25 protein-coding genes are annotated in these 22889 nt (G+C 61.0%); 6 read left to right on the top strand and 19 right to left on the bottom strand.

Annotation, left to right across the window (positions count from 1 at the left end; genetic code table 11):
* Window positions 1–321 precede the first annotated feature (321 nt).
* Genes AB8B33_RS16750 through AB8B33_RS16735 form a run of 4 tightly spaced genes read right to left on the bottom strand, consistent with a single transcriptional unit; the run spans window position 322 to window position 4169 of the window.
* The gene (locus tag AB8B33_RS16750) at window positions 322–1293 is read right to left on the bottom strand and encodes an ABC transporter substrate-binding protein (protein WP_113321658.1); all 972 of its coding nucleotides are present in this window, start codon (window positions 1291–1293) and stop codon (window positions 322–324) included.
* Between the two features lie 54 nt (window positions 1294–1347).
* Window positions 1348–2475: an ABC transporter permease gene (locus tag AB8B33_RS16745; RefSeq protein WP_113321659.1), complete on the bottom strand. Its 1128-nt coding sequence runs from the start codon at window positions 2473–2475 to the stop codon at window positions 1348–1350.
* Complete coding sequence (locus AB8B33_RS16740) at window positions 2472–3356, bottom strand: ABC transporter permease (protein ID WP_439016206.1); 885 nt, start codon at window positions 3354–3356, stop codon at window positions 2472–2474. The genes AB8B33_RS16745 and AB8B33_RS16740 overlap by 4 nt, the downstream gene beginning before the upstream one ends.
* Window positions 3357–3386: 30 nt before the next feature.
* Window positions 3387–4169: an ABC transporter ATP-binding protein gene (locus AB8B33_RS16735; protein ID WP_113321661.1), complete on the bottom strand. Its 783-nt coding sequence runs from the start codon at window positions 4167–4169 to the stop codon at window positions 3387–3389.
* Window positions 4170–4263: 94 nt separating this feature from the next.
* Between AB8B33_RS16735 and AB8B33_RS16730 the strand changes: the two genes are divergently transcribed.
* Window positions 4264–4677: a cupin domain-containing protein gene (locus AB8B33_RS16730; RefSeq protein ID WP_439016205.1), complete on the top strand. Its 414-nt coding sequence runs from the start codon at window positions 4264–4266 to the stop codon at window positions 4675–4677.
* A 2-nt stretch (window positions 4678–4679) separates the two neighbouring features.
* Here the strand turns inward: AB8B33_RS16730 and AB8B33_RS16725 are convergent, their stop codons facing one another.
* From AB8B33_RS16725 to AB8B33_RS16710, 4 genes are read right to left on the bottom strand one after another with little or no spacing between them, the layout of a single operon-like run.
* Complete coding sequence (locus AB8B33_RS16725) at window positions 4680–5057, bottom strand: hypothetical protein (protein WP_439016204.1); 378 nt, start codon at window positions 5055–5057, stop codon at window positions 4680–4682.
* Between the two features lie 5 nt (window positions 5058–5062).
* A complete protein-coding gene (hydA, locus tag AB8B33_RS16720) occupies window positions 5063–6517 on the bottom strand; it encodes a dihydropyrimidinase (RefSeq protein ID WP_439016202.1) in 1455 nt (484 codons plus the stop codon).
* Entirely contained in the window at window positions 6514–6795 is a 282-nt protein-coding gene (locus tag AB8B33_RS16715) for a hypothetical protein (protein ID WP_439016201.1), read from the bottom strand. Before AB8B33_RS16715 ends, hydA begins: the two co-directional genes overlap by 4 nt.
* Window positions 6792–8045, bottom strand: coding sequence for a Zn-dependent hydrolase (locus AB8B33_RS16710; protein WP_439016200.1), 1254 nt, complete (start codon window positions 8043–8045; stop codon window positions 6792–6794). Before AB8B33_RS16710 ends, AB8B33_RS16715 begins: the two co-directional genes overlap by 4 nt.
* Window positions 8046–8345: 300 nt before the next feature.
* Between AB8B33_RS16710 and AB8B33_RS16705 the strand changes: the two genes are divergently transcribed.
* Window positions 8346–8996, top strand: a complete 651-nt coding sequence (locus AB8B33_RS16705; protein ID WP_439016199.1) for a TetR family transcriptional regulator C-terminal domain-containing protein — start codon at window positions 8346–8348, stop codon at window positions 8994–8996.
* Between the two features lie 142 nt (window positions 8997–9138).
* Here the strand turns inward: AB8B33_RS16705 and AB8B33_RS16700 are convergent, their stop codons facing one another.
* Window positions 9139–10038, bottom strand: coding sequence for a LysR family transcriptional regulator (locus AB8B33_RS16700; protein ID WP_439016198.1), 900 nt, complete (start codon window positions 10036–10038; stop codon window positions 9139–9141).
* A 102-nt stretch (window positions 10039–10140) separates the two neighbouring features.
* Here AB8B33_RS16700 and AB8B33_RS16695 point away from each other — a divergent pair, with 102 nt between their 5' ends.
* Entirely contained in the window at window positions 10141–11163 is a 1023-nt protein-coding gene (locus AB8B33_RS16695; protein WP_439016197.1) for a zinc-dependent alcohol dehydrogenase family protein, read from the top strand.
* Window positions 11164–11206: 43 nt separating this feature from the next.
* On the opposite strand, the gene AB8B33_RS16690 is transcribed toward AB8B33_RS16695, so the two are convergent.
* Window positions 11207–11617 carry a rhodanese-like domain-containing protein gene (locus AB8B33_RS16690; protein WP_439016196.1) on the bottom strand — a complete coding sequence of 137 codons (411 nt, stop codon included), beginning with the start codon at window positions 11615–11617 and terminating at the stop codon, window positions 11207–11209.
* Between the two features lie 71 nt (window positions 11618–11688).
* Between AB8B33_RS16690 and ftrA the strand changes: the two genes are divergently transcribed.
* Window positions 11689–12690, top strand: coding sequence for a transcriptional regulator FtrA (ftrA, locus tag AB8B33_RS16685; protein WP_439016195.1), 1002 nt, complete (start codon window positions 11689–11691; stop codon window positions 12688–12690).
* Window positions 12691–12751: 61 nt separating this feature from the next.
* On the opposite strand, the gene preA is transcribed toward ftrA, so the two are convergent.
* From preA to AB8B33_RS16665, 4 genes are all read right to left on the bottom strand, one after another.
* On the bottom strand, window positions 12752–14065 hold the full coding sequence (gene preA / locus AB8B33_RS16680) for an NAD-dependent dihydropyrimidine dehydrogenase subunit PreA (RefSeq protein ID WP_439016194.1): 1314 nt from the start codon (window positions 14063–14065) through the stop codon (window positions 12752–12754).
* A gap of 15 nt (window positions 14066–14080) precedes the next feature.
* On the bottom strand, window positions 14081–15442 hold the full coding sequence (locus tag AB8B33_RS16675; RefSeq protein WP_439016193.1) for an NAD(P)-dependent oxidoreductase: 1362 nt from the start codon (window positions 15440–15442) through the stop codon (window positions 14081–14083).
* A gap of 456 nt (window positions 15443–15898) precedes the next feature.
* Window positions 15899–16894: a sensor histidine kinase gene (locus AB8B33_RS16670; RefSeq protein ID WP_439017265.1), complete on the bottom strand. Its 996-nt coding sequence runs from the start codon at window positions 16892–16894 to the stop codon at window positions 15899–15901.
* A 193-nt stretch (window positions 16895–17087) separates the two neighbouring features.
* Window positions 17088–17882: a response regulator gene (locus tag AB8B33_RS16665; protein ID WP_113185377.1), complete on the bottom strand. Its 795-nt coding sequence runs from the start codon at window positions 17880–17882 to the stop codon at window positions 17088–17090.
* A 274-nt stretch (window positions 17883–18156) separates the two neighbouring features.
* Between AB8B33_RS16665 and AB8B33_RS16660 the strand changes: the two genes are divergently transcribed.
* Together AB8B33_RS16660 and AB8B33_RS16655 are read left to right on the top strand one after the other, a co-directional pair.
* Window positions 18157–18363 (top strand): NepR family anti-sigma factor, encoded by a 207-nt coding sequence (locus AB8B33_RS16660; RefSeq protein ID WP_007815242.1) that lies wholly within the window; start codon window positions 18157–18159, stop codon window positions 18361–18363.
* A gap of 10 nt (window positions 18364–18373) precedes the next feature.
* Window positions 18374–18928 (top strand): RNA polymerase sigma factor, encoded by a 555-nt coding sequence (locus AB8B33_RS16655; protein ID WP_113321671.1) that lies wholly within the window; start codon window positions 18374–18376, stop codon window positions 18926–18928.
* A gap of 226 nt (window positions 18929–19154) precedes the next feature.
* Here AB8B33_RS16655 and AB8B33_RS16650 read toward each other — a convergent pair whose 3' ends face one another.
* The 5 genes from AB8B33_RS16650 to AB8B33_RS16630 all read right to left on the bottom strand — a co-directional run bounded on the left by AB8B33_RS16650 (window position 19155) and on the right by AB8B33_RS16630 (window position 22889).
* Window positions 19155–19556, bottom strand: a complete 402-nt coding sequence (locus tag AB8B33_RS16650) for a hypothetical protein (protein WP_439016192.1) — start codon at window positions 19554–19556, stop codon at window positions 19155–19157.
* 8 nt (window positions 19557–19564) lie between these two features.
* Window positions 19565–19909 carry a DUF883 family protein gene (locus AB8B33_RS16645; protein WP_439016191.1) on the bottom strand — a complete coding sequence of 115 codons (345 nt, stop codon included), beginning with the start codon at window positions 19907–19909 and terminating at the stop codon, window positions 19565–19567.
* Window positions 19910–20043: 134 nt separating this feature from the next.
* Window positions 20044–20838 carry a heme ABC transporter ATP-binding protein gene (locus tag AB8B33_RS16640; RefSeq protein WP_439016190.1) on the bottom strand — a complete coding sequence of 265 codons (795 nt, stop codon included), beginning with the start codon at window positions 20836–20838 and terminating at the stop codon, window positions 20044–20046.
* Between the two features lie 9 nt (window positions 20839–20847).
* Window positions 20848–21957 (bottom strand): FecCD family ABC transporter permease, encoded by a 1110-nt coding sequence (locus AB8B33_RS16635; protein ID WP_439016189.1) that lies wholly within the window; start codon window positions 21955–21957, stop codon window positions 20848–20850.
* A 2-nt stretch (window positions 21958–21959) separates the two neighbouring features.
* Window positions 21960–22889 carry a heme/hemin ABC transporter substrate-binding protein gene (locus tag AB8B33_RS16630; protein WP_439016188.1) on the bottom strand — a complete coding sequence of 310 codons (930 nt, stop codon included), beginning with the start codon at window positions 22887–22889 and terminating at the stop codon, window positions 21960–21962.

Raw genomic sequence — 22889 nt, 5'->3', positions numbered from 1 at the left:
AGAGGTATTTACCCGCATCTCATCTGCCGGAACGCGTCATCCCTCTCCGGCAAATCCAGCTAGAACGTGGTATCGATTTGCTCCACGTGCAAGCCTGGCAGAAAATAATTCCCCATGAGATAATATTAATTACCATTGCGGGGCTCATCAATCACCTCAGGGTTATGTGAACATGACGATGATTGATCGGCTCTCATATGCTTGACGTTTGACGCCTGATAAATGCGACAGTTGCAAGGCGATTTTTTTCATTGAGTGCAAAAAAACAGAAACGCGCGGGAGAATCTCCCGCGCGCGTTGCATTTTGGTATCGCTATGCCGTTACTTGGCGGCGGCGTCAGTGATGTCGTGGGTCCAGGCGCCCGATGGCTCCTTGTTGATGATCTTCTGGTCGAGCAGGGCCTTCGCCGTACGATCATAGAGCGTGGTGTCGAGTTTGCCGGTGCCGTCACCGATCAGCTTGGCGACTTCGCCCATCATGCGCTTCTGGTGGTTTTCGTCCTGGCCGCCGGCGTCGACGACGATTCCGGCTGCTTCATCCGGGTTCTCCATGGCGTATTTCCAGCCCTTCATCGAAGCGCGGACGAACTTGACCATCTTTTCCTTGAAGGCCGGATCCTTCAGCTTTTCTTCCGACGCATAGAGACCGTCTTCCAAGAGGTCGTTGCCCATGGCGGTGTAGTTGAAGACGGTGAGATCTTCCGGCTTCAGGCCGGCATCGATTGCCTGCCAGTATTCATTATAGGTCATGACGGAAATGCAGTCGGCCTGCTTCTGCAGCAGCGGCTGAACGTCGAAGCTCTGCTTGAGTACCGTCACACCGTCAGGGCCGCCATCGGTCTTGAGGCCGAGCTTGCTCATCCAGGCGAAGAAAGGATATTCGTTGCCGAAGAACCAGACGCCGAGGGTATGGCCTTTGAAATCGGCTTCGGTCTTGACCGGGCCGTCCTTGCGGCAGATCATTTCCATGCCCGACTTCTGATAGGGCTGGGCGATGTTGACCAGCGGAACGCCCTTTTCGCGAGCAACCAGCGCACCACCCATCCAGTCGACGATCACATCGGCGCCGCCGCCGGCGATCACCTGCTCGGGAGCGATATCGGGGCCGCCTGGCTTGATATCGACGTCGAGGCCTTCTTCTTCATAGTAGCCCTTGTCCTTGGCGACGTAGTAGCCGGCGAATTGCGACTGGGTGACCCACTTCAACTGGAGCGCCACCTTGTCGGCCGCCATCGCGTGGGCGGCGGCAAGCGACATAGCGCTCGCCATCATTGCAACCATTAATTTTTTCATTTTCTTGTTCCCTCTGAAGTTATGCCCAGGCCCTGGTGCGGGGCCGGGGCACGTCTAACCACCACGGATAGACGGATGCCAGAACGTCACCGCCCTCTCGGCAAGGGCGACGACACCATAGAAGATCGAGCCTGCAAGCGCCGCGACGGCGATCTCGGCCCAGACCATGTCGACATTCATGCGGCCGATCTCCGTGGAGATGCGGAAGCCCATGCCGACGATCGGCGTTCCGAAGAATTCCGCAACGATGGCACCAATCAGAGCCAGCGTCGAGTTGATCTTCAGTGCATTGAAAATGAAGGGCATTGCGGCGGGAAGCCTGAGCTTGACCAGCGTCTGCCAGTAGTTCGATGCATAGGTGCGCATCAGGTCGCGCTCCATGTTGCCGGAGGCGGCTAGCCCTGCAACGGTGTTCACCAGCATCGGGAAGAAGGTCATGATGATGACGACGGCCGCCTTCGACGGCCAGTCGAAGCCGAACCACATGACCATGATCGGTGCCACGCCGATCATCGGCAGGGCCGAAACCAAATTGCCGATCGGCAGCAAGCCGCGGCGCAGAAAGGCGAAACGGTCGGCAAGGATGGCGACGACGAAGCCGCTGACGCAGCCGATGGTGTAACCGATCAGAACGGCCTTGAAGATCGTTTGCCTGATATCTTCGCCGAGGATCGGCAGGGAGCCTATGATGCGTGCGCCAATCGCGGACGGCGGTGGCAGCAGCACGAAAGGGACACCCGCGCCGCGCGTGATTGTTTCCCAGATGATGAGGATCCAGGTGCCGAAGATTGCCGGGATCAGCAGCCGCAGCAGCCACTGGCCGGACGGTGTTGTCGGCTTGAGTTCCGAAAGCTCCGTCACGCAGCGCCAGGCAAGCAACCAGCAGGCGGCCAGCAGCAGGAAGAAGGAGGTGCCGGCGAAGCCTTCATTGCCCGAAAGTGTACCGAGCAGAAGCCATGCCGCACCATGAGCGCCGATGAAGAGGGCGGTTGCGACAAGCGATGTGGATAGGGGCGCGAAGGAGATCAGTGCTGCGACGATCGCAAGCAGTGCGATCAGGATGACAGTTCCTGCGGACGGAGGCTGTGTGGCACCGGCCCCAAAGACAGGCAGCATGACCATTGCGCCTGCCACGCAGAGGAGAGCGATCAGGCCCTGCCAGGAAAGCACGATTTGCTTCATACCGGCCTCCCGCCCATGGCGCGGTCGACGATCTTCGCGACGAGGCCAACCATGGCGACAAGGATTGCGGCAAGGACCGAGCCGGCGACCAGTGCTGCCCAGATATCGATCGTCTGGCTGTAATAGGAGCCGGCAAGCAGCTTGGAGCCAATGCCGGCGACGGCGCCGGTCGGCAGTTCGCCGACGATAGCGCCAACGAGGCTTGCGGCGATTGCCACCTTCATCGAGGTGAAGAGGAAGGGGATGGAGGCAGGCACGCGCAGCTTCCAGAAGGTTTGTGCGGCCGTGGCATTATAGGTGCGCATCAGATCGAGATGCATGACCTCGGGCGAGCGCAGCCCCTTCACCATGCCGACCGTGACCGGGAAGAAGGAGAGGTAGGTGGAGATCAGCGCCTTCGGGATGAGGCCGGTAATATTGATCGAGCCGAGCACGACGATGACCATCGGTGCGATTGCCAGGATCGGCACGGTTTGGGATGCGATGATCCACGGCATCAGGCTGCGATCGAGCGCCTTGATATGGATGATGCCGACAGCGATCACGATGCCAAGCAGCGTACCGAGCGCAAAGCCGAGCGCGGTGGAAGAGAGGGTGACGCCTGCGTGGTAGACGAGGCTGCGATTGCTGGAGAGCTTTCGCAGGAAGGTGTTTTCGAAGACGTTCTGCGCCACCTGATGCGGCGCCGGCAGGATGGGCTTCGGCTGGGAGAGTGCCCTGCCGATGAATTCCGTCGTCGTCGAGGTGACGTTATTGCGCGCGTCCATATCGCGCTGGAACGGCGCGTTGAGGAAGACCGCGGCGACATACCAGACGGCGATCAGCACCAGCAGGATCGTGAGGACGGGGATGATCTTGTCCTTGAGGGTGTCGGGTTTCATGCGGCCTCCCTCGAAATTCCGCGTATGCGCTTACTCATAACTGTGCCCCGCCCTCAGCCCTTCGCGGACGCGATGAGCGATTTCCAGGAATTCCGGTGTCTCGCGGATGTCGAGCGGTCGTTCCTTCGGCAGTGTCGAGTCGATAATATCGGTCACGCGGCCCGGGCGCGGCGACATGACGACGATCTTGGTGGAGAGGTAGACGGCCTCGGGAATGGAGTGAGTGACGAAACAGATCGTCTTGTTGGTGCGCGACCACAGTTTCAGAAGCGCTGCATTCAGATGATCGCGGACGATTTCGTCGAGGGCGCCGAAGGGTTCGTCCATCAAGAGCAGATCGGCATCGAAGGCGAGCGCGCGGGCGATCGAGGCACGCTGCTGCATGCCGCCTGAGAGCTGCCAGGGAAATTTCTTCTCGAAGCCGGAGAGTTCGACGAGGTCGAGCGCCCCATCAATGCGCTTCTTCTGTTCCGGTTTCGAATAACCCATGATCTCCAGTGGCAGGGCGATGTTCTTCTCGATTGTGCGCCACGGATAAAGTGCCGGCGCCTGGAAGACGTAGCCATAGGCGCGGGCCTTGCGGGCCTCATCCGGTGTCATGCCGTTGATGGCGATGTCGCCGGAGGTCTTGCGCTCGAGATCGGCGATGACGCGCAGGAAAGTCGTCTTGCCGCAGCCGGAAGGGCCGATGAAGGAGACAAACTCGCCCCTGCGGATATCGAGATTGACATCAGCAAGCGCGTGCACCGCGCCGTCATTCGTCTGGTAGCTGAGACAGAGATCCTTGGCGGATACGACGGAGGGTGCTTGCATCAATAAACCAGTCTTGTTTTCGCCGCGCCGGCGCGATTTTCCATGATATCATTGCCGTCGGTCTTACCGACAGCACAGTCCTTGGAGGATGAGGATGGACGCAAAATCAAAGCCCACCTGCCACACTGTTCGCCCCAACCACACCTATGACGGCAAGCAGGGGCTCAGCTATTTCGAGGGTATTGCGGCCGAGACCGTGGGCGCGAAGGGCATCTGTATGCATCTTCTGACGATCCCGCCCGGCGTGCGCGCCAAGGCGCATCTGCATGAGGCGCATGAAACGGCGATCTACATGCTCTCCGGTGAGGCGCATACCTGGTATGGCGACCAGCTCGAGAACCACATTGTCGTGCATGCCGGCGAGCTTTTCTACATCCCGGCGGGCGTCCCGCATTTGCCGGCCAACTTGAGCAGCACGCCATGCACGGCGATCATTGCCCGCACCGATCCGAACGAGCAGGAAAGCGTGATCCTGCTGCCGGAGCTGGATGCGCTGGTGCCGGCGTGAGGCTATTTGCATAGCGGCAGCGGCCCCCACTTGATTGCGGCATCAGCCACGAACCCGATCGTATAGCCTTTAGGCCCTGATGTGATCTTGACGGTGTCGTCGTTGCTGCTCTCTTCGCCCTCCGCCTGGCAAGCGACCGTGGCGGTGAAGTCCTTGCCTTCGGTCTTCAGGACTTTCTTGATTTCGCAGTAAGAGGCCGCCGTGGTGATGCCCTCGGAAGTCAGCAGAAAGAAGTTGTCGGAACCTGTGCTTTCGCCGCTCTTGGCGTAGGCGCAGCCATCCTTGTTGCCGTAGCTGCCCTTGATGGGCAGCGTGCCGGCATTCGCCGCGGTGGAAAGCGCGGCCAGGGAAACGATCGTCAGAAGCAGATGGCCGCGCATATGTATCACACCCCGCTCGCCGGGATGCCCGTGCGCTCGACCTTGCGGGGAGCGGTGATCTCCTTCCAGGTCGACAGCGCCTTGCTGACGGCGGTGACCGGCTCGCGCTTGACGAATTCGCCATGGCCGGAGCGGGTCTTGACGGTCCCTTCCTCGATCGCCACGACGCCACGTGTCAGGGTATAGCGCGGCAGGCCGGTGACTTCCTTGCCTTCGAAGACGTTGTAATCGATCGCCGACTGCTGGCTCTTCGACGTAATGGTCTTGGAGCGCTTCGGATCCCAGACGACGAGATCGGCATCGGCGCCGACGAGGATCGCGCCCTTCTTCGGGTAGATGTTGAGGATCTTGGCAATGTTGGTCGAGGTGACGGCGACGAATTCGTTCATCGTCAGGCGACCCGTATTGACGCCATAGGTCCAGAGCATCGGCATGCGGTCTTCGAGGCCGCCGGTGCCGTTCGGGATCTTGGTGAAATCGCCAACGCCGAATCGCTTCTGCGCCGTGGTGAAGGCGCAATGGTCGGTCGCCACGACCTGCAGCGAACCGGAGGCGAGGCCCGCCCAAAGGCTGTCCTGATGCTGCTTGTTGCGGAAGGGCGGGGACATGACGCGGCGGGCGGCATGATCCCAATCCTTGTCGAAATATTCTGACTCGTCGAGGGTCAGGTGCTGGATCAGCGGCTCGCCATAGGCGCGGATGCCCTTCTGACGGGCGCGGCGGATCGCTTCATGCGCCTGTTCGCAAGAGGTGTGGACGATATAGACAGGGCAGCCGGCCATGTCGGCGATCATGATGGCGCGGTTGGTTGCCTCGCCCTCGACTTCGGCCGGGCGCGAATAGGCATGCGCCTCGGGGCCGTTATTGCCTTCGGACAGCAGCTTGGCGGAAAGGGAGGCGACGACATCGCCGTTTTCGGCATGGACGAGCGGCAGGGCGCCAAGCTCTGCGCAGCGCTGGAAGGAGGCGAACATCTCGTCGTCGTTCACCATCAAGGCGCCTTTATAGGCCATGAAGTGCTTGAAGGTGTTGATGCCCTTGTCCTCAACGATCGTCTTCATTTCATTGAAGACCTGTTCGCCCCACCAGGTGATCGCCATGTGGAAGGAATAGTCGCAATTGGCACGCGTGGATTTGTTGTCCCACATGGTCAGCGCTTCGAGCAGCGACTGGCCGGGCGAGGGAAGGGCGAAATCGACGACCATGGTCGTGCCGCCGGAAAGGGCAGCGCGCGTGCCGCTCTCGAAATCGTCGGAGGAATAGGTGCCCATGAATGGCATTTCGAGATGGGTGTGCGGATCGATGCCACCAGGCATGATGTAACAGCCTGTGGCATCCAGCACCTCGTTGCCGGAGAGGTTCTGGCCGATCTCGACGATCTTGCCGCCGTCGATCTTCACATCCGCCTTATAGGTGAGGTCGGCCGTGACGATGGTGCCGTTCTTGATGACTGTGCTCATTCTCCGAACTCCCTGTCGCTGCGCGGTGCCTGCGCAAGCTGGTTATCCAATGACTGGCGGTAGCGGATGCAGCCGCGCATAAATTGAGGCCAATCGGGCACGATCTGACCGCCGGTCGGCGTATCAGGCAGAAGCGTCCACAGATCGGGATGATGCCAACAGAGTTCATGGCCAGATGTATCGCGGTGAATGCGGATCGCGCGGCGCATGGCTCGTGCCGCCAACAACAGATCACCGTGGCTCATGCCGTCCAGATCTGCGTCCGGATCCGTGATCACGACACTATCTCCGCCGTCTCGACCACCGCATGGAACAGCACATCGGCACCCGCCGTTGCCCATTCCTTGGAAATGTCTTCCGCCTCGTTATGCGAGAGGCCGCCGACGCAGGGGCACATGACCATGGTGGCGGGCGCAACCTTAGCGGCCCAGCAGGCGTCGTGGCCGGCGCCGGAGATGATGTTCATGTGGCTGTAGCCGAGGCGGTCGGCGGCGGAGCGGACTGACGTGACGAGCTTCTCGTCGAAGGTGACGGGCTCGAAATGGCCAATCGCCTCGATGGAACAGCCCACACCCAGTGCATCGCAGATCTTGGGCGCTTCGGCCTCGATCTTTGCCCGCATGCGGTCGAGCTTGGCCTTGTCGGGCGAGCGGATGTCGACGGTGAAGACGACCTTGCCCGGCAGCACGTTGCGGGAATTCGGCGAGAAGAAGACCTGGCCGACGCCGCCGACGGCGCCCGGCTGTTCGCCCATGGCCACGCCCTGGACCATTTCGAGGATGCGCGACATCGCAAGGCCGGCATTGACGCGCATGTTCATCGGAGTTGAGCCGGTATGGGCTTCCTTGCCGGTCAGCGTGAATTCCAGCCACCACAGGCCCTGACAGTGGGTAACGACGCCGATCTGCTTGTTTTCGGCTTCGAGGATCGGGCCCTGCTCGATGTGATATTCGAAATAGGCGTGCATCTTGCGGGCGCCGACTTCCTCGTCGCCGACCCAGCCGATGCGCTTCAGCTCGTCACCGAAGAGATTGCCTTCGGGATCCTTGCGATTGTAGGCGAAGTCCAGGCTGTGCGCGCCGGCGAAGACGCCGGAGGCCAGCATCGCAGGCGCGAAGCGGGCGCCTTCCTCGTTGGTCCAGTTGGTGACGACAATGGGGTGCTTTGTTCTGATGCCGAGATCGTTCATGGTCCTGACGACTTCGAGAGCGCCGAGCACGCCAAGCACGCCATCATATTTGCCGCCGGTCGGCTGAGTATCGAGATGCGAGCCGACATAGACGGGGAGGGCGTTCGGATCGGTGCCGGGGCGGGTCGCGAACATCGTGCCCATCTTGTCGACGCCGAGCGTCATGCCGGCGTCTTCGCACCATGTCTTGAAGAGGTTGCGGCCCTCGGCGTCGGAATCCGTCAGCGTCTGGCGGTTGTTGCCGCCGGCAATTCCCGGGCCGATCTTCGCCATGTCCATGAGACTGTCCCAGAGACGGTCCCCATTGACGCGCATGTTTTCGCCTGGCGCTGCCACCATACTGAAAGTCCTCACCTGTTTTGCGGCAGTCATGCAATGTACATGCCCGCCTTGTTCCCGTGGTCAAATTCCGCTGCCGCTTCTTGTTCTGTCAGCGCCGGAAAATCGCCAGTTGCCTTTGTTTTTTATCTGGCGGATAATTTGACCGATTGGTAAACATTACAACTTCCATCGCTGCGCTCAAGACGAAAATCACGAAAAATACAGACAAAAATGCGGGCAATTGCGCATTAAAGCGGCAGGAGGGGCCGTTCTTCAAATCTTGAGCGAAGGAGTTGAATTTCAAGGGGAAAAGAGCGAATGGCCATACCGAGAGCGGCGAAGACACTTCGGCGGACACGCATCCAGGAGGAGAAGGAAGAGCAGATCCTGGAAGCGGCTCTGGATGTGTTTTCGGTCAGCGGCTTCCGCGGCTCGACCATCGACCAGATCGCCGAAGTGGCCGGCATGTCGAAGCCGAACCTGCTCTATTATTTCCGCACCAAGGAAGCCATGCACCGGGCGCTGATCGACCGGGTGCTCTTCAACTGGCTGGAGCCGCTGAGGGCCTTCGATGCGGAAGGCGATCCGGAAGCGGAGATCCGCAGCTATATCCGCCGCAAGCTGGAGATGGCGCGCGATTTCCCCCGCGAGAGCCGGCTATTCGCCAACGAGATGTTGCAAGGCGCGCCGCACGTTCTCGACATGCTGAAAGGACCGCTGAAAGAGCTGGTCGACGAAAAGGCGGCCGTGATCCGCACCTGGATCAAAAGCGGCAAGATCGCCCGCTGCGACCCCTATCACCTCATCTTCTCGATCTGGTCGACGACGCAGCACTATGCCGATTTCGACGTGCAGGTTCGCGCCGTGCTCGGCGAAGAGCATTCCGGCGACGGGCGCTTCGAGGACGCGGCGCGCTTCCTGGAGCAGCTTTTCATCGGCGGGTTGCGGCCGGATCGGTCGGGCGCCTGATGCGTCGCTTCAAAGAGTTAGAGCGTCCTTTGTGCGTCCGAATGGACGCACGGCGCTCTAGGTCCTGCCCGGACGTGCCAAGCGGGCAAGAATGTCCGTTACCCTCCTCGGTCGGGCGCGCTTCTCATCCGGTTTCTTCCGTCTAGCCCATCATTGCTGGAAGCCGGGCGGCGAGCGTGTCGATCGCCAGTCTGACCTTCGGCACCATGACCGGCGAGCGCAGCCAGATAGCGTGAGCATCGAAGATATTGGCTTCCTCGTGTTTCAGGACTTGGACGAGACGGCCTGCAGCAACGTTCTCGCGTACCAGCCAGCAAGGCAGCCAGGCAAGGCCGCGGCCGGCAAGCGCTGCGTCCGAGATCGCCGCGAGGTCATCGAGCCGCAGCCGCGAGCGTGGCAGGACCTGCCGCCATGGATCATTTGGCGCGGGGAAGATCCAGCTCCTTTCATAGTCGCCTCGTCTGTAGACGATGCCTTGATGCTGCGGAATATCCGCGATCGTCTGCGGTACGCCGTGCCTTTCGAGATAGGCGGGAGATGCACAGACGGTCATCCGCTGACGAGCGACGGCGCGGGCGATCAGGTCGGGATGGTCTTTCAGTTGCCCGTTGCGGATGGCAAGATCGAAACCATCCTCCAGGAGGTCGACGATACGATCGTTGAACGAGAGATCGAGTTCGAGTTCGGGATGCTCATCGAGCAGATTTTCCAGGATTGGTGCGATGCAGAGGCGACCGAAGAGCGCGGGCATGGAGATACGCAGCCGGCCACGCACGCTATGCCGGCCTGACTCCAGCATGGCCTCGCCGAGGCGGATTTCTTCGACCGCACGCAAGCAGCGCTCGTAGAAAAAGCGACCTTCCTCTGTCAGGCTTTGCATGCGCGTGGTGCGGTTGAAGAGGCGTACGCCGAGGCGCTGCTCCAGCCGCGCGATGGTCTTGCCGACGGCGGAACGCGTAAGATGCAGCCGCACGGCGGCGGCCGAAAAACCGCCTGCCTCAACAGTCTCGACAAAGATCGAGATGCCTTTCAGTTGCTCCATATTGTTTCCTCAGTGGAACCAGTCTGGCGAATTAATATCACAACTGGTGCAGAATTTTCAACGATATGGTCTCGCTCCCTACAATGAACAAGGAGCGAGACGATGCAGACGACACGGCAATGGCAGATCGACAGGGTCGGTCCGGACCAGAAACTGACGATCGGCGAAGGCAGGCTGGAGCCGGTTTCCAGCAACAAGGTGCTGGTGCGGACACAGGCGGTTTCGCTGAATTTTCGCGACAGGCTGGTGATGGAAAACGGCATGGGATTGCCACTGCATTTTCCCTTCGTGCCGGCCTCCGACATGGCGGGTGTCGTGGAAGCGGTCGGTCCCGAGGTCACTCGTTTCAAACCGGGCGACCGGGTTATCTCGACCTTCTCGCCCGACTGGATCGATAGTCGCAGCCTGGGCGATGCGCGCACGCCGCCTTACAAGACGCGCGGCGGCTTCTATCCCGGCGTTCTCTCGGATTATACCGTCCTGTCCGAGGAGTGGTATGCGCATTCACCGAAGACGCTCGATCCGGCCGAAGCAAGCACCTTGCCCTGCGCCGGACTGACCGCCTGGTTCGCGCTGATCGAATGCGGCAGATTGAAAGCAGGCGACAAGGTGCTGGTGCAAGGTACAGGCGGCGTGGCGCTCTTCGGCCTGCAGATCGCCAAGGCCCATGGCGCGGAGGTCTTCATCACCTCAGGCAGTGTAGATAAGCTGGAGCGCGCCGCCGCCCTGGGTGCCGATCATGCCATCAATCGCAATGAAGGAGATTGGGTGGAGCAGCTCTATTTGCTAACTGGCGATTATGGCGTCGACCATGTGTTGGAAATTGTCGGCGGTGCCCATCTCGGTCAGGCCCTGAAGGCTGTGGCGGTCAATGGCCGAATCTCCGTCATTGGGGTTCTCGACGGTTTCGAAGTGTCCGGCCCGGCCGGTCCTCTGCTGCTCAAGGCGCCCGTCGTACAAGGCATTGCCGTCGGCCATCGGCGCGCGCTGGAGGATCTGGTGCGGGCGGTCGATCAGACGGTGCTGAAACCCGTGATCGACAAGTGCTATGCCTTCGAGGAATTCCCTGCGGCGCTCGAGCATCTCTATCGCGGGCCATTCGGCAAAGTCGTGGTCGAGTTCTGAGTGAAGGACTTCCCTTCTCCCTTCTAGGGAGAAGGGGTTCGGATCAGGCGGCGGCGCTCGCATCGCTTTCGAAAGCAAGACCTTCATCGGCCCAGCCGGTGAGCCCGCCGATCATCAACTTGACGGAGAGGCCGAGGCGGGAGAGGCGGAGGGCTGCCTTGTCGGCACCGTTGCAATGCGGGCCGGCGCAATAGACCACGAACAGCGTATCGGAAGGCCATTCCGACATGCGGTGCGCAGTCATCTTGCCGTGCGGCAGGTTGAGGGCGCCCGGCACATGCGACAGCGCAAAGAGTGTTGGCGAGCGGACGTCGAGCAGGACGAAATCGACCTTGCCCGAAGTGAAGGCGGCGTTCACATCCGAGCAATCGGTCTCGAAGGCGAGCTTGCGGGCGAAGTGTTCGGCGGCGGTTTCGGGTGCTGCGGCGGGGATTTCGGAAACGGGACTAGGCATGATCTCTTCCTTTCTTGCCTTTGATTGCAGCCGATCATTGGCGATGATAGTGATGGACGAAATTGGCCATCATGACGGATAGCGTAAAGATCATGCCAAAATCGGATGCTCGCAAGACACGGGGACCGCACGTCGTAGCGCTTGCCTATGATGGGCTCTGCACTTTCGAATTCGGCATTGCCTACGAGGTCTTCGGCCTGTCGCGGCCGGAGATGGGCGAGGGCTGGTATCGCTTCTCGGTCGCCGGCATCGAGGCCGGTCCGCTGCGGGCGGCCGGCGGGTTGACGGTTGCGGTCGACAGAGGGCTGGAACTGCTTGACGAGGCGGATCTCATCATCGCGCCGGGATGGCGGGCGATCGATGCGCCGGTGCCGGAAGCTTTGATTGCTGCCTTGCGTGCTGCCCATGAACGGGGAGCGCGGGTGATGTCGCTATGCTCGGGGGTCGCCGTGCTTGCCGCGGCAGGACTGCTCGCCGGGCGGCGGGCAACGACCCATTGGCGCTATATCGCCTCGATTGCCGAACGTTACCCCGACATCGCGCTCGATGCCGACGTGCTCTACATGGACGAGGGCAGCATCCTGACGGCGGCGGGCAGTGCCGCAGGCATCGATCTCTGCCTGCATGTGGTGCGCGGTGACTTCGGCCCGGATGCGGCCAACAGCGTGGCGCGTCGTCTCGTCGTTCCGCCGCATCGCGAAGGCGGACAGGCGCAGTTCATTGCGGCCCCCGTGCCGGAGGAACGCGAGGGCATTCGTCTCGGACCATTGATCGAATGGATGCGGGAGCGTCTGGCTGAGGAGCAGCCGATCAGCCTGCTTGCCGGCAAGGCCGGCATGAGCATGCGCACCTTCCAGCGCCGCTTCGAGGCGACGACAGGCGACAGTGTCGGCGAATGGCTGCTGAAGGAACGGTTGCGGCAGGCGCGCGATCTTCTGGAGAAGGAGCTTGCCGTGTCGCTCGACGATATCGCCATCGCCAGCGGGTTTGGCACGTTGGCGACCATGCGCCATCATTTCCGCCGGCGGCTCGGGACGAGTCCGAGCGCGTATCGGAAATCATTCGGGCTTTGAGAATAAACGGATAAAGAAAAAGCCGCCTTGGGCGGCTTTTTTATCAGGCTTTTCGGAGATTTTACTCCGCAGCCTGGCGCGCCATCGGGTTGTTCGGGTGGGTCGTCCAGTTGGCGTAGTTCGGATCGACCACCTTGCCGGTGCGCTTATCGAGGGCGCCAGCTGGAAGCTGCTCCATGGTGATGCAGTTTTCGACCGGGCAGACGCTGACGCAGAGATTGCAGCCGACACATTCCTCGTCCATCACCTCGAAATGGCGAACGCCGTCGACGAAGTTGGTGATTGCCTGGTGCGAGGTGTCCTCGCAGGCGATGTAGCAGCGGCCGCATTTGATGCAGGCGTCCTGATCGATCTTGGCCTTCGCTATGTAGTTGAGGTTGAGGTACTGCCAGTCGGTGACGTTGGGCACGGCGCGGCCGGTGACGTCGTCGAGGGTCTTGTGGCCCTTTTCGTCCATCCAGTCGGAAAGGCCCGTGATCATTTCCTGCACGATCTTGAAGCCGTAGGTCATGGCCGCCGTGCAGACCTGGACGTTGCCGGCGCCGAGGACGAGGAATTCGGCAGCGTCCCGCCAGGTGGTGATGCCGCCGATGCCCGAGATCGGCAGGCCGTAGGTTTCCGGGTCGCGAGCGATTTCGGCGACCATGTTGAGCGCGATCGGTTTCACCGCAGGGCCGCAATAGCCGCCGTGACTGCCCTTGCCCCCAACGGTCGGGTTTGGCGCGAAATTGTCGAGATCGACCGAGACGATCGAGTTGATCGTGTTGATCAGCGAGACGGCGTCCGTGCCGCCGGCCTTGGCGGCGCGGGCAGGGCGGCGGATATCGGTGATGTTGGGCGTCAGCTTGGTGATGACGGGCATGCGCGTGTATTGCTTGCACCAGCGCACGACCATTTCGATATATTCTGGCACCTGTCCAACGGCCGAGCCCATGCCGCGCTCGGACATGCCGTGCGGACAGCCGAAGTTCAGTTCGATACCGTCTGCTTCGGTCTCTTCCACCAGCGGCAGGATGGCTTTCCAGGCCTGTTCCTCGCAGGGCACCATGATCGAGGCGATGAGCGCCCGGTCGGGCCAATTCATCTTGACCTGCTTCATTTCGCGCAGGTTGGTCTGCAGGTCGCGGTCGGTGATGAGCTCGATATTGTTGAGGCCGAGCAGGCGACGGTCGGCACCCCAGATCGCGCCGTAGCGCGGACCATTGACGTTGACGACAGGCGGGCCTTCTTCACCTAGCGTCTTCCAGACGACGCCGCCCCAGCCGGCCTTGAAGGCGCGCTCGACATTGTAGGCCTTGTCGGTCGGCGGTGCGGAGGCGAGCCAGAAGGGGTTCGGGGACTTGATGCCGACGAAATTATTGCGGAGATCAGCCATTGTTCATTCTCCCCTTCAGGCGACGGCGACAGCCGGAGCGGCTGCGGCGGACAGGGTACGGTGAATGGATTCGGCCGCATCGCGGCCATGGGCGACGGCAGAGACGGTGAGGTCTTCACCACCGAAGACGCAGTCGCCGCCAGCCCAGACGCCATCAACCGATGTGCGGCCTTCGGCATCAACTGCGATGCGGCCGGATTCCATCCGCAGCGCGCCGAGACCTGAGGTCTCGAATGTCTGGCCGATTGCCTTGAAGATCTGGTCGGTGGCGATCACACCCGTCTCGCCGGTGCCGGAAAGGCGACCACCGACGATTGCGGTATATTCCACCTCGATTGCCGCCACCTTGCCATCCTGCGAGAGGATGGATTTCGGCGCCAGCCAGTGGCGGATGATGACGCCCTTGGAGGTGGCGAGATCCTGCTCGAATTCCGAGGCGTTCATGTGCTCCTTGCCACGGCGGTAGCAGATCGTCACTTCCTCGGCGCCGAGAAGCTTTGCCTGCACGGCGGCATCGATTGCCGTCATGCCGCCGCCGAGAACGACGACGCGGCGGCCGATGGCGATCTCGCCCTTGTCGCCGGCCTGGCGCAGGGCGGCAATGAAATCGACTGCATCATCGACACCAGGCAGGTTTTCATTGTCGACGCGCAATGCGTTGACGCCGGCAAGGCCGAGGCCGAGGAAGACGGCATCGTACTGGCCCTGCAGGTCGGAGAGCGAGAAATCGCGGCCGAGCTGCTGGTCGTGCTTCACCTCGATGCCGCCGATCGAAAGGACGTAGTCGACCTCTTTCTGCGCGAAGTCATCGACCGTCTTGTAGGTGGCGATGCCATATTCGTTGAGGCCGCCGGATTTCGGCTTGGTGTCGTAGATCACCACATCATGGCCTTTGACGGCGAGGCGGTGGGCTGCCGCAAGGCCGGCGGGACCGGCGCCGACGACGGCGATCTTCTTGCCGGTCGGTTCCGCACGCCGATAGAACTGCTTGTCGGCGGCCATTGCCGCATCCGTCGCATAGCGCTGCAGGCGGCCGATCTCGACAGGGCGCTCTTCGGCCGTGTTGCGCACACAAGCCTGTTCGCAGAGCTCTTCGGTAGGACAGACGCGGGCGCACATGCCGCCAAGGATGTTCTGGTCGAAGATCGTCTTCGCCGAGCCGATCGGATTGCCGGTCGAAATCTGGCGGATGAAGAGCGGAATATCGATGGAGGTGGGACAGGCCGTCATGCACGGCGCGTCATAGCAGAAATAACAGCGGTCGGCGGCGACCAGCGCTTCGTGGTTGTCGAGGCGCGGATGAAGATCGGAAAAATTAGCCTCGTACTCGGCGGACGAAAGCCGGCCAGCACGAATCCCAGTTTCCAGGCGTTCCATTGAAGTTCCCTCTTTATTGGTAACGACTAGTGAGGGAATCGTAACTCAGGTTCAAAAATTTATCAAACGGTAAAATTTTGGCACTTTTCTTTCGTCTGCGTCATGTAAGTAATTGATTTTGTTTGTCATGATAATTCTTTAGGCAGGCTCTGCCTTCCGATTGGGTGGATCTGAGTGGCAACCCAGTTCGGGTGTCCGAGAAAAAATTGACAAAAGGCCAAATTTTTTTCGAACCGGGGGAACCAAAGTTAATGAGCGTAGTTAATGCGATATCCGGATGATGACCGCATCGACCCAACATGCGCGCCCCCAACCCATCATTCGGACGAACTCACGGTCCCCTCCCGGTGAGTGGAGACAGCCGGTGCGCCGCCCTCGCACCGGCTGTTTTTCCGTCTAGGTCCCAACAATTTCAGCAAGCAGGCATTCCGGCAAAACGTGCAGCGGTAAAACGTCTCAAGTGCGTTTCAGGATTTCGAATTCCGTTTCCGGAACGGTCAGGTGATATTCAATGCGGCCGGGTACGAGCGTCAATTCGGCCTTGCCGTTGACGGAGGAGGGCACGACACGCTCCAGCACCGTGCGGCCGAAGCTGTTTTCGCTGAATTCGTGCACATCGGCACTGTTCGGAAGCACTTCCACCCAGGCGAGTTCGATTGCCCGGCGGCCGGCGATCTTTGCCTCCCGGCAATTCAGCGTGACCGATGTCGCCCCGCTGGCGATTGCGCCATAGGAGGCGGAATTGACGATCAGTTCATGTAGCGCCAGGCCGACATGCACGGCGGCGTTTGGTGTCAGATGGGCGTTGATGCCAAAGATCGGCATTGAGCCTGATGTTTCCGGCCAGTAGGGGGCGAACTGCTTTCCGGCGAGCTCGAACAGAAAGGCACCGCGCCAGCTGGAATCGGTGATCAGATCCTGCGAGTTGGAGAGCGACTGAAGACGGCCGCGGAATTTCATCAGGAAAGCATCGAGAGAAATGGTGTTGCGCGCGGTCTGCGTGGCGATACCCTGGATGATGGCAAGCAGGTTCTTGGAGCGGTGGGAAAGCTCGCGCAGCAGCGATTTCAGCACCTTTTCGCGATGCCGGCTTTCGGTAATCTCCGAGATGACGGAGAGCAGGCCGTAATTGCCGTGCGCGCCGGTGCGTTGAACGTTCAGTTCGAATGTCCTGACTTCGCCGTCGATTGCAACATCGACCTCGGCATTGCTGGAGGCGCCGGTCTCAAGCACCATCCGCTTCATCGCGGCAAGGGATTTGCCGTGTGCTTCGCCAAACAGCGAACCGTCATCACCACCGGCGACAAAACGCTTCTGGAAATAGGGGAGAAGGTTTTCGGCATAGATTATTGCAAGGCCCGCATCCTGATACAGGATAGAGATAGCGGCGCTGGCGAGCGCGCGCTCCATAATGGCCGCCTTGCCTTCGGTGGTGAAAGGCGTTCCGGACAGTGGTCCAGTCGTATTCACTCGGCCGCCTTTCCTCAGTCCCTTCGAAGATACGGAGGGATGTTACCCCTCCCGACAAAACTGCCGGTCATTCTAAAAGCAAGCGCTGCAAAAACCGTTAAAGCCGCCAATACGCTCCGGCAGAGCCGGAACGCATCGCTACCGGAATGGTTCCGGCGCGGCTGAAATTCATGTTTCAGGCCGCCACACGGGTCGTTTCATTGAAGAAAAGCGCCTGACTGATCAGAGCCTTGACCATGTCGGGGTTGAAGGGCTTGGTCACCAGGAAGGTGGGCTCCGGCCGCTCCCCAGTCAGCAATCTCTCGGGGAAGGCGGTGATGAAGATGACGGGCACACTCGATGTCTTCAGGATATCGTTGACGGCATCGATGCCCGAGCTGCCGTCGGCAAGCTGGATATCGGCCAGAACCATGCTTGGTTTGGTCTTGTTATAGAGTGCCACGGCTTCCGTATGGGTGCGGGCGATGCCGGTAACGCGGTGGCCGAGGCTCTCGACCATCTGCTCGATATCCATGGCGATCAGCGGTTCGTCCTCGATGATCATGATATCGGTGGCCACCTGGCGCGAGATCTCGTGCGAAGCCTTGTCGAGGAGCTCCATGGTTTCGTCATCGCTGATTTCGAGAATGTCGGCGATCTCGGAGACACGAAAATTCTCGACGGAGGCGAGCAGGAAAGCCTGCCGGGCGAGGGGCGAAACCTTCGAGAGGTTCAGCGTCGCGCGCTGTTCCCAGGCATAGGGAGAGGATGGTTCGGGAATCTCGACCGCAGTGGAACCAAACAGTTGCGTGAACAGTTTGTAGAGTGCGACGCGGTCATTCGCGGTATCCGGGAATATGGAGAGATCGGCGATGATCGCTTCCAGGACGGCGGCGACGTAAGCATCGCCAGAAGTCTGAGTGCCGGTAAGCGCGCGGGAATAGCGACGCAGATAAGGAAGGTGCGGCGCAATTCGAGTGGAAAGTGTCATTAAAAACTCCCGTCTACAGGCCATGAATAGCTGCAATGATCTGAAAACGCTGTCTTGATAAAAAAGTTCCTGATGGAAGGAACTTTTTTTGCAGCGCCGCATTATCCTAGCCGACAAATGAAGGGCGTCACGTTTTGACCCATGTGAGCGGAATGGATCTATTGCATCAAGGGTTCGAAAGAACCGGCTTGATCGATTGGATATACGTTCCATTTATCTTTCACAGCAGACTTTGCCTTTCATCCCGAGACAACAGGCAAGAAGTGATCAGTTGATGACGACAGCAAAGACAGAAGCACCGGACGAGCGCCAGCTGGAGCTGCGGGCGAGCGACATACTGGATCCGAACAATCAGATCGGCGTCAGGCTGCGGTCGCTCTATGCCGCCGCGCAGGAGGAAGCTATTCCCGACCGCTTTCTCGATCTGCTGGAAAAGCTCGACCAGGCCGAATTGATGGCTTCCGCCAAGATGGCCGAATAGGAATACCCGCATGGAAAAAGCGCAACCGAGCTTCAAGCGCGAACTCCTGGCGGCACTGCCAAGCCTTCGCGCTTTCGCCATATCCCTGATCGGCCGGCACGATCGCGCCGACGACCTGGTTCAAGACACCATCATGAAGGCCTGGGCCAAGCAGGACCATTTCGAGATGGGCACCAACATGAAGGCCTGGCTCTTCACGATTCTGCGCAACGAGCTCTACAGCCAGATGCGCAAGAGCGGGCGTGAGGTGCAGGACAGCGACGGTTTGTTTACCGAATCCATGGCGACACATCCGGCCCAATACGGCGCACTCGACCTGCAGGACTTCAAGAAGGCGCTGGACCAGCTGCCGCCGGACCAGCGCGAAGCGATCATCCTCGTCGGCGCATCGGGCTTCTCTTACGAGGAAGCGGCGGAAATCTGCGGCTGCGCCGTCGGTACCATCAAAAGCCGTGTGAACCGCGCACGCCAGCGTCTGCAGGATCTCCTGCAGATATCAGGCGAGGCGGATTTCGGCCCGGATGCCACGTCGGCGCCGCTGACATCGAAGGCCTTTGCCTTCTGATCAATTTGTTTCCGTGGGAGGAAGGAAGGCCGGTTGCCCTACGGGGCGCCGGCTTTTTATTTGGCGTCCCGGTCACCTGCCTGCCTGAGCTGGTCGTCGAAAAACCGGGCACCACAGCGTCGATGCGATCACTCGCTGGAATGCAGTATCCCGCGCCCAAGGATTTGGGCGCGGGATATATTTGCGACAAAAGCAATGTCGGGAAAGTGAAAGGTGCTGCGGAACGTCAGTCGTCCCGCTTCGAACCCACGAGATTGGCGGCGACAAGAGCGGCCACTATGCCTGCAGTCAACAGCGGCTGAGAGCGGACAAGGCCGAGGCCGACGGTTGCCAGGGATTCAAGTGCGGCTCGACGTTCGCGGGCGCGACGGGCTTCCTGGCGATTCATGATTGCCATGACGACGAAGACGGTGATCGCGATCAGCAAGGCGCAGGCTGCCAGGAAAAGCGAAGCGCCGATCGGCCCATAGATGCCTGCCAGCCAGATCGCTCCTGCGGTCACGGCAAGCGCATAGGCGGTCAGCAGAAAGAGCAACGCAACGGCGATGAAGATGCCGTTGCGCTTGGTGCGTTCCACCGTGCGGTGAACGCTGGTGCCTACGAGCAGGCTCAGGATCGGGAAGAGCATCGAGCCTCCTAGCGGCGGGCGAGCATGGCGATAAGCAGGCCGAAGGCGGCAGCGGCACCGACTGTTGCCAGCGGGTGACGGCGGACCGTATTGCGCACTTCGCTTGCGCCGCGCAGGTAACTCTGCTGCAGTTCGTTCAGCAGATCCTCGCTGCGGCCGAGGATGTCCTCGTAGCTTGTGGATGCCTGCGAGCGCAGCTTTTCACCCTGATGGCGGGAGGTCTTGCCGAGAACATGCGTCAGTTCGGCGAGCTCTTCGCGCAGGGCTTCGATCTGATCCTCGATACTGGCTTCGAGATTGTGGAGAGCGCCGTTGCGGCGGCTGCGGCTGGATTGGAAGAGGGAATAGGCCATGACTGTCTCCATAGCTGGGCGCGGACAAGCACCGCCCGGTTTCACACAGGGTCAGCGCCATCAATGGCACGGAAGAGAACACCCGGCTTTGACCCAAATCATTGCGGACAACGCATTTGGGCTGGAAAGGTTCCTCAGTAGGCGGGAAGCGCGCTGTGCGCAAGCACGAAGGGCGTGCCGTCGACTGGCACCTGATTGACGCGCAACGGGCAGCCGAAGACGGATTGCATGGTTTCGTCCGTCAGTACCTCACGCACATTGCCAGCGGCTGCCAGCCGGCCGGATTTCATCAATACGATCCTGTCGGCGAAGAGGGCCGTCAGGTTGAGATCGTGCATGACAGCGATCACCCCGCCGCCGCGTTCGCAGAAATCGCGCGCCAGCGTCATGATCGTCAGCTGATGGCTGATGTCGAGACTGGAGACCGGCTCATCCAGCAGCAGCCAGCAGGGTTTGCCGTCAACGACCGGCTCGGCGATCTGGCAGAGCACCCGGGCAAGCTGAACGCGCTGCTGCTCGCCGCCTGAGAGCTCCTGATAGAAGCGCCCCTCGAAGCCAGTGAGATCGACGGCGGCAAGCGCTTTTGCGGCTGTCTGTTCGGCTCGATCGGAGTGAAGGTTGAGGCCTGATGTCAGGCCCATGCGGACGATTTCCCGCACGGTGAAGGGAAAGGAGATGCTGCTTGCCTGTGGCAGGACCCCGCGAATGGAGGCAAGCTGCCAGGGCTTCAGTGTGTGCACCTCTTCGCCGTTGAGACGAACGGAACCGTCATAGGCAAGCTCGCCGGAAACGGCTTTCATCGTCGTCGTCTTGCCGGAGCCGTTCGGGCCGGCAATGGCGGTCAGTTCGCCCGCCTTCGCAGTGAAGGCAACATCGCGAACGATGGTCTTGCCGGAGAGGTGCACGCAGACGCCGAAAACTTCGATCATCGAACAAACTCAAAGGGCAAGGCGCGAGCGCTGCCGCAACAGGATCCAGAGGAAGAAGGGACCGCCGACGGCTGCCGTGATGATGCCGATCGGCAGTTCGGCCGGTGCCACGATTGTGCGGGCGAGTACATCGGCAAAGATCAGCAGCGAGCCGCCGAGCAGGGCCGAGGCCGGCAGGAGGAAGCGATGGTCCGGGCCGATCACCATGCGCAATATATGCGGCACGACGATGCCGACGAAGCCGATGCCGCCGCTGACGGCAACCGAAGCGCCGGTTGCAGCCGCAACGGTGACGATGGCGATATTCTTCAGCCGCTGGACCGGCACGCCCATGTGGAAAGCCGCGGCCTCGCCGAGTGTGATTGCGTTCAGGCCGCGTGCCATGAAGGGCAGGGCAATGAAGGACAGAAGGATGATAGGGCCGGCTGCTGATATCTTGACCCAGGTTGCGCCGGCAAGCGAGCCCATGCCCCAGAAGGTGAGGTCACGCAGCTGCTGGTCGTTCGCCATGTAGATCAGCACGCCTGTCAGCGCCCCAGCCAAGGCTCCGAGCGCGATGCCGGCAAGCAGCATGGTGGCGACCGAAGTCTGGCCATTGCTGGTGGCGACCCGGTAGAGCAGCAGCGTGGTGGCGAGACCGCCGCCGAAGGCTGCAAGCGGCAGGGCATAGATGCCGAGTGCAAGGTAGAGGGGCGCGGCAATGGTGCCGCCGAGCACGATCATCACGACGGCGCCGAGGCCTGCGCCCGAGGAGACGCCGACAAGGCCGGGGTCGGCCAGCGGGTTGCGGAACAGGCCCTGCATGACGGCGCCGGAGACGGCGAGCGATCCGCCGATCAGGAAGCCAAGGATGGCGCGGGGCAGGCGGATATCGAAGATGATGATCCGATCACGGGCGCTGAGCGCCGTTTCGGAGCCCGCCATGTTTCTGATGACATCGAGGATGGAGGCGTCCGACGCCCCGGTCGTGATGGAGAAGAGCAGGGCGAAGACGGAGGCCACGACAAGGAAGGCGATGCCCAGCAGAGCGAGCTCGGTTCTGTCGCCCGCCTGCCGGGGTCTGCGGAATGCCGCCGAGAAGGATCGCCTGTTTTCCATCATGGCTTCCGAAACGGCCATCGTCAGCCCCCGTAGATCGCCGCGTTGAGTTCGCGAACAGCACTTGCCGTGCGCGGACCGAAGCCCAGGAGATGCAGGCCATCCATGCGGATGATCGCCTTCTTCTCGCCGGCCGGCGTCAGCGCGATCGAGGGCTGTGCCAGCAGATCCTCGTTCTTGGTGCCGGCACCATCGCCGCGGTTCATCATCAGGATCACGTCCGGCTTGGCGCTGATGATCGCCTCGTCGGTGAGCGGCTTGTAGCCCGGGAATTCGCCGACCGCATTGATGGCGCCGGCAAGCTTGATGACGCCGTCTGCGGCGGTGCCGGTGCCCGACGCCATGATACGGCCGTTCTGGGCGCTGAGGATGAAGAGAACGCGCTTGCGCTCGGCCTCGGGGCGCTTTTCGGCTTCGGTGACGGCGGCATCGATATCCGCGCCGACCTTTTCTTCAAGCGCCTTTGCCTTTTCCGGCACGTTCAGCAGCGTACCGACGCGATCGATCTTGGCGATGATACCGTCGCGCGTATAGGCATTCGGAACGGTTTCGAAGGGCACGCTGGCATTCTTCAGGACGTTCAGCGCTTCCTGCGGTCCGGAGCCCTCGACGGCGATGATCGCCGTCGGGTTCATGGCAAGAATGCCTTCCGGCGAAAGGGCGCGCATGTAGCCGACATCAGGCAGCTTCAGGGCGGCTTCGGGAAACATGCTCGTGGTATCGCGGGCGATCAGCCTGTTTTCTTCTCCAAGCGCGTAGATGATCTCGGTGACGTCGCCGCCGACCGAAACCAGCCGCGAGGTGTCGAGCACCTTGTCCTCGGCATGGGCGGGGCGGATGAAAGCGAAGCTTTCGCCCGCTGGTGCTGCCGGGATCAGCGGCAGGGCCATGACAGCCGCCGTCAAGGCCAGTTCCCGGAGGCGGATCCGGCGCAGGTTTCTAAGCATCTTCAT

It is taken from the genome of Rhizobium sp. 768_B6_N1_8 (genome assembly GCF_051811225.1).
Classification (GTDB): domain Bacteria; phylum Pseudomonadota; class Alphaproteobacteria; order Rhizobiales; family Rhizobiaceae; genus Rhizobium.
The sequence above is the reverse complement of the archived record's forward strand: the minus strand, read 5'-3'. Positions and strand labels throughout refer to the sequence as shown.

Coding starts and splice junctions, on each gene's coding strand:
- AB8B33_RS16750 (WP_113321658.1), bottom strand. CDS start 1,293: ATGAAAAAATTAATGGTTGCAATGATGGCGAGCGCTATGTCGCTTGCC.
- AB8B33_RS16745 (WP_113321659.1), bottom strand. CDS start 2,475: ATGAAGCAAATCGTGCTTTCCTGGCAGGGCCTGATCGCTCTCCTCTGC.
- AB8B33_RS16740 (WP_439016206.1), bottom strand. CDS start 3,356: ATGAAACCCGACACCCTCAAGGACAAGATCATCCCCGTCCTCACGATC.
- AB8B33_RS16735 (WP_113321661.1), bottom strand. CDS start 4,169: ATGCAAGCACCCTCCGTCGTATCCGCCAAGGATCTCTGTCTCAGCTAC.
- AB8B33_RS16730 (WP_439016205.1), top strand. CDS start 4,264: ATGGACGCAAAATCAAAGCCCACCTGCCACACTGTTCGCCCCAACCAC.
- AB8B33_RS16725 (WP_439016204.1), bottom strand. CDS start 5,057: ATGCGCGGCCATCTGCTTCTGACGATCGTTTCCCTGGCCGCGCTTTCC.
- hydA (WP_439016202.1), bottom strand. CDS start 6,517: ATGAGCACAGTCATCAAGAACGGCACCATCGTCACGGCCGACCTCACC.
- AB8B33_RS16710 (WP_439016200.1), bottom strand. CDS start 8,045: ATGGTGGCAGCGCCAGGCGAAAACATGCGCGTCAATGGGGACCGTCTC.
- AB8B33_RS16705 (WP_439016199.1), top strand. CDS start 8,346: ATGGCCATACCGAGAGCGGCGAAGACACTTCGGCGGACACGCATCCAG.
- AB8B33_RS16700 (WP_439016198.1), bottom strand. CDS start 10,038: ATGGAGCAACTGAAAGGCATCTCGATCTTTGTCGAGACTGTTGAGGCA.
- AB8B33_RS16695 (WP_439016197.1), top strand. CDS start 10,141: ATGCAGACGACACGGCAATGGCAGATCGACAGGGTCGGTCCGGACCAG.
- AB8B33_RS16690 (WP_439016196.1), bottom strand. CDS start 11,617: ATGCCTAGTCCCGTTTCCGAAATCCCCGCCGCAGCACCCGAAACCGCC.
- ftrA (WP_439016195.1), top strand. CDS start 11,689: ATGACGGATAGCGTAAAGATCATGCCAAAATCGGATGCTCGCAAGACA.
- preA (WP_439016194.1), bottom strand. CDS start 14,065: ATGGCTGATCTCCGCAATAATTTCGTCGGCATCAAGTCCCCGAACCCC.
- AB8B33_RS16675 (WP_439016193.1), bottom strand. CDS start 15,442: ATGGAACGCCTGGAAACTGGGATTCGTGCTGGCCGGCTTTCGTCCGCC.
- AB8B33_RS16665 (WP_113185377.1), bottom strand. CDS start 17,882: ATGACACTTTCCACTCGAATTGCGCCGCACCTTCCTTATCTGCGTCGC.
- AB8B33_RS16660 (WP_007815242.1), top strand. CDS start 18,157: ATGACGACAGCAAAGACAGAAGCACCGGACGAGCGCCAGCTGGAGCTG.
- AB8B33_RS16655 (WP_113321671.1), top strand. CDS start 18,374: ATGGAAAAAGCGCAACCGAGCTTCAAGCGCGAACTCCTGGCGGCACTG.
- AB8B33_RS16650 (WP_439016192.1), bottom strand. CDS start 19,556: ATGCTCTTCCCGATCCTGAGCCTGCTCGTAGGCACCAGCGTTCACCGC.
- AB8B33_RS16645 (WP_439016191.1), bottom strand. CDS start 19,909: ATGGCCTATTCCCTCTTCCAATCCAGCCGCAGCCGCCGCAACGGCGCT.
- AB8B33_RS16640 (WP_439016190.1), bottom strand. CDS start 20,838: ATGATCGAAGTTTTCGGCGTCTGCGTGCACCTCTCCGGCAAGACCATC.
- AB8B33_RS16635 (WP_439016189.1), bottom strand. CDS start 21,957: ATGGCCGTTTCGGAAGCCATGATGGAAAACAGGCGATCCTTCTCGGCG.
- AB8B33_RS16630 (WP_439016188.1), bottom strand. CDS start 22,889: ATGAAGATGCTTAGAAACCTGCGCCGGATCCGCCTCCGGGAACTGGCC.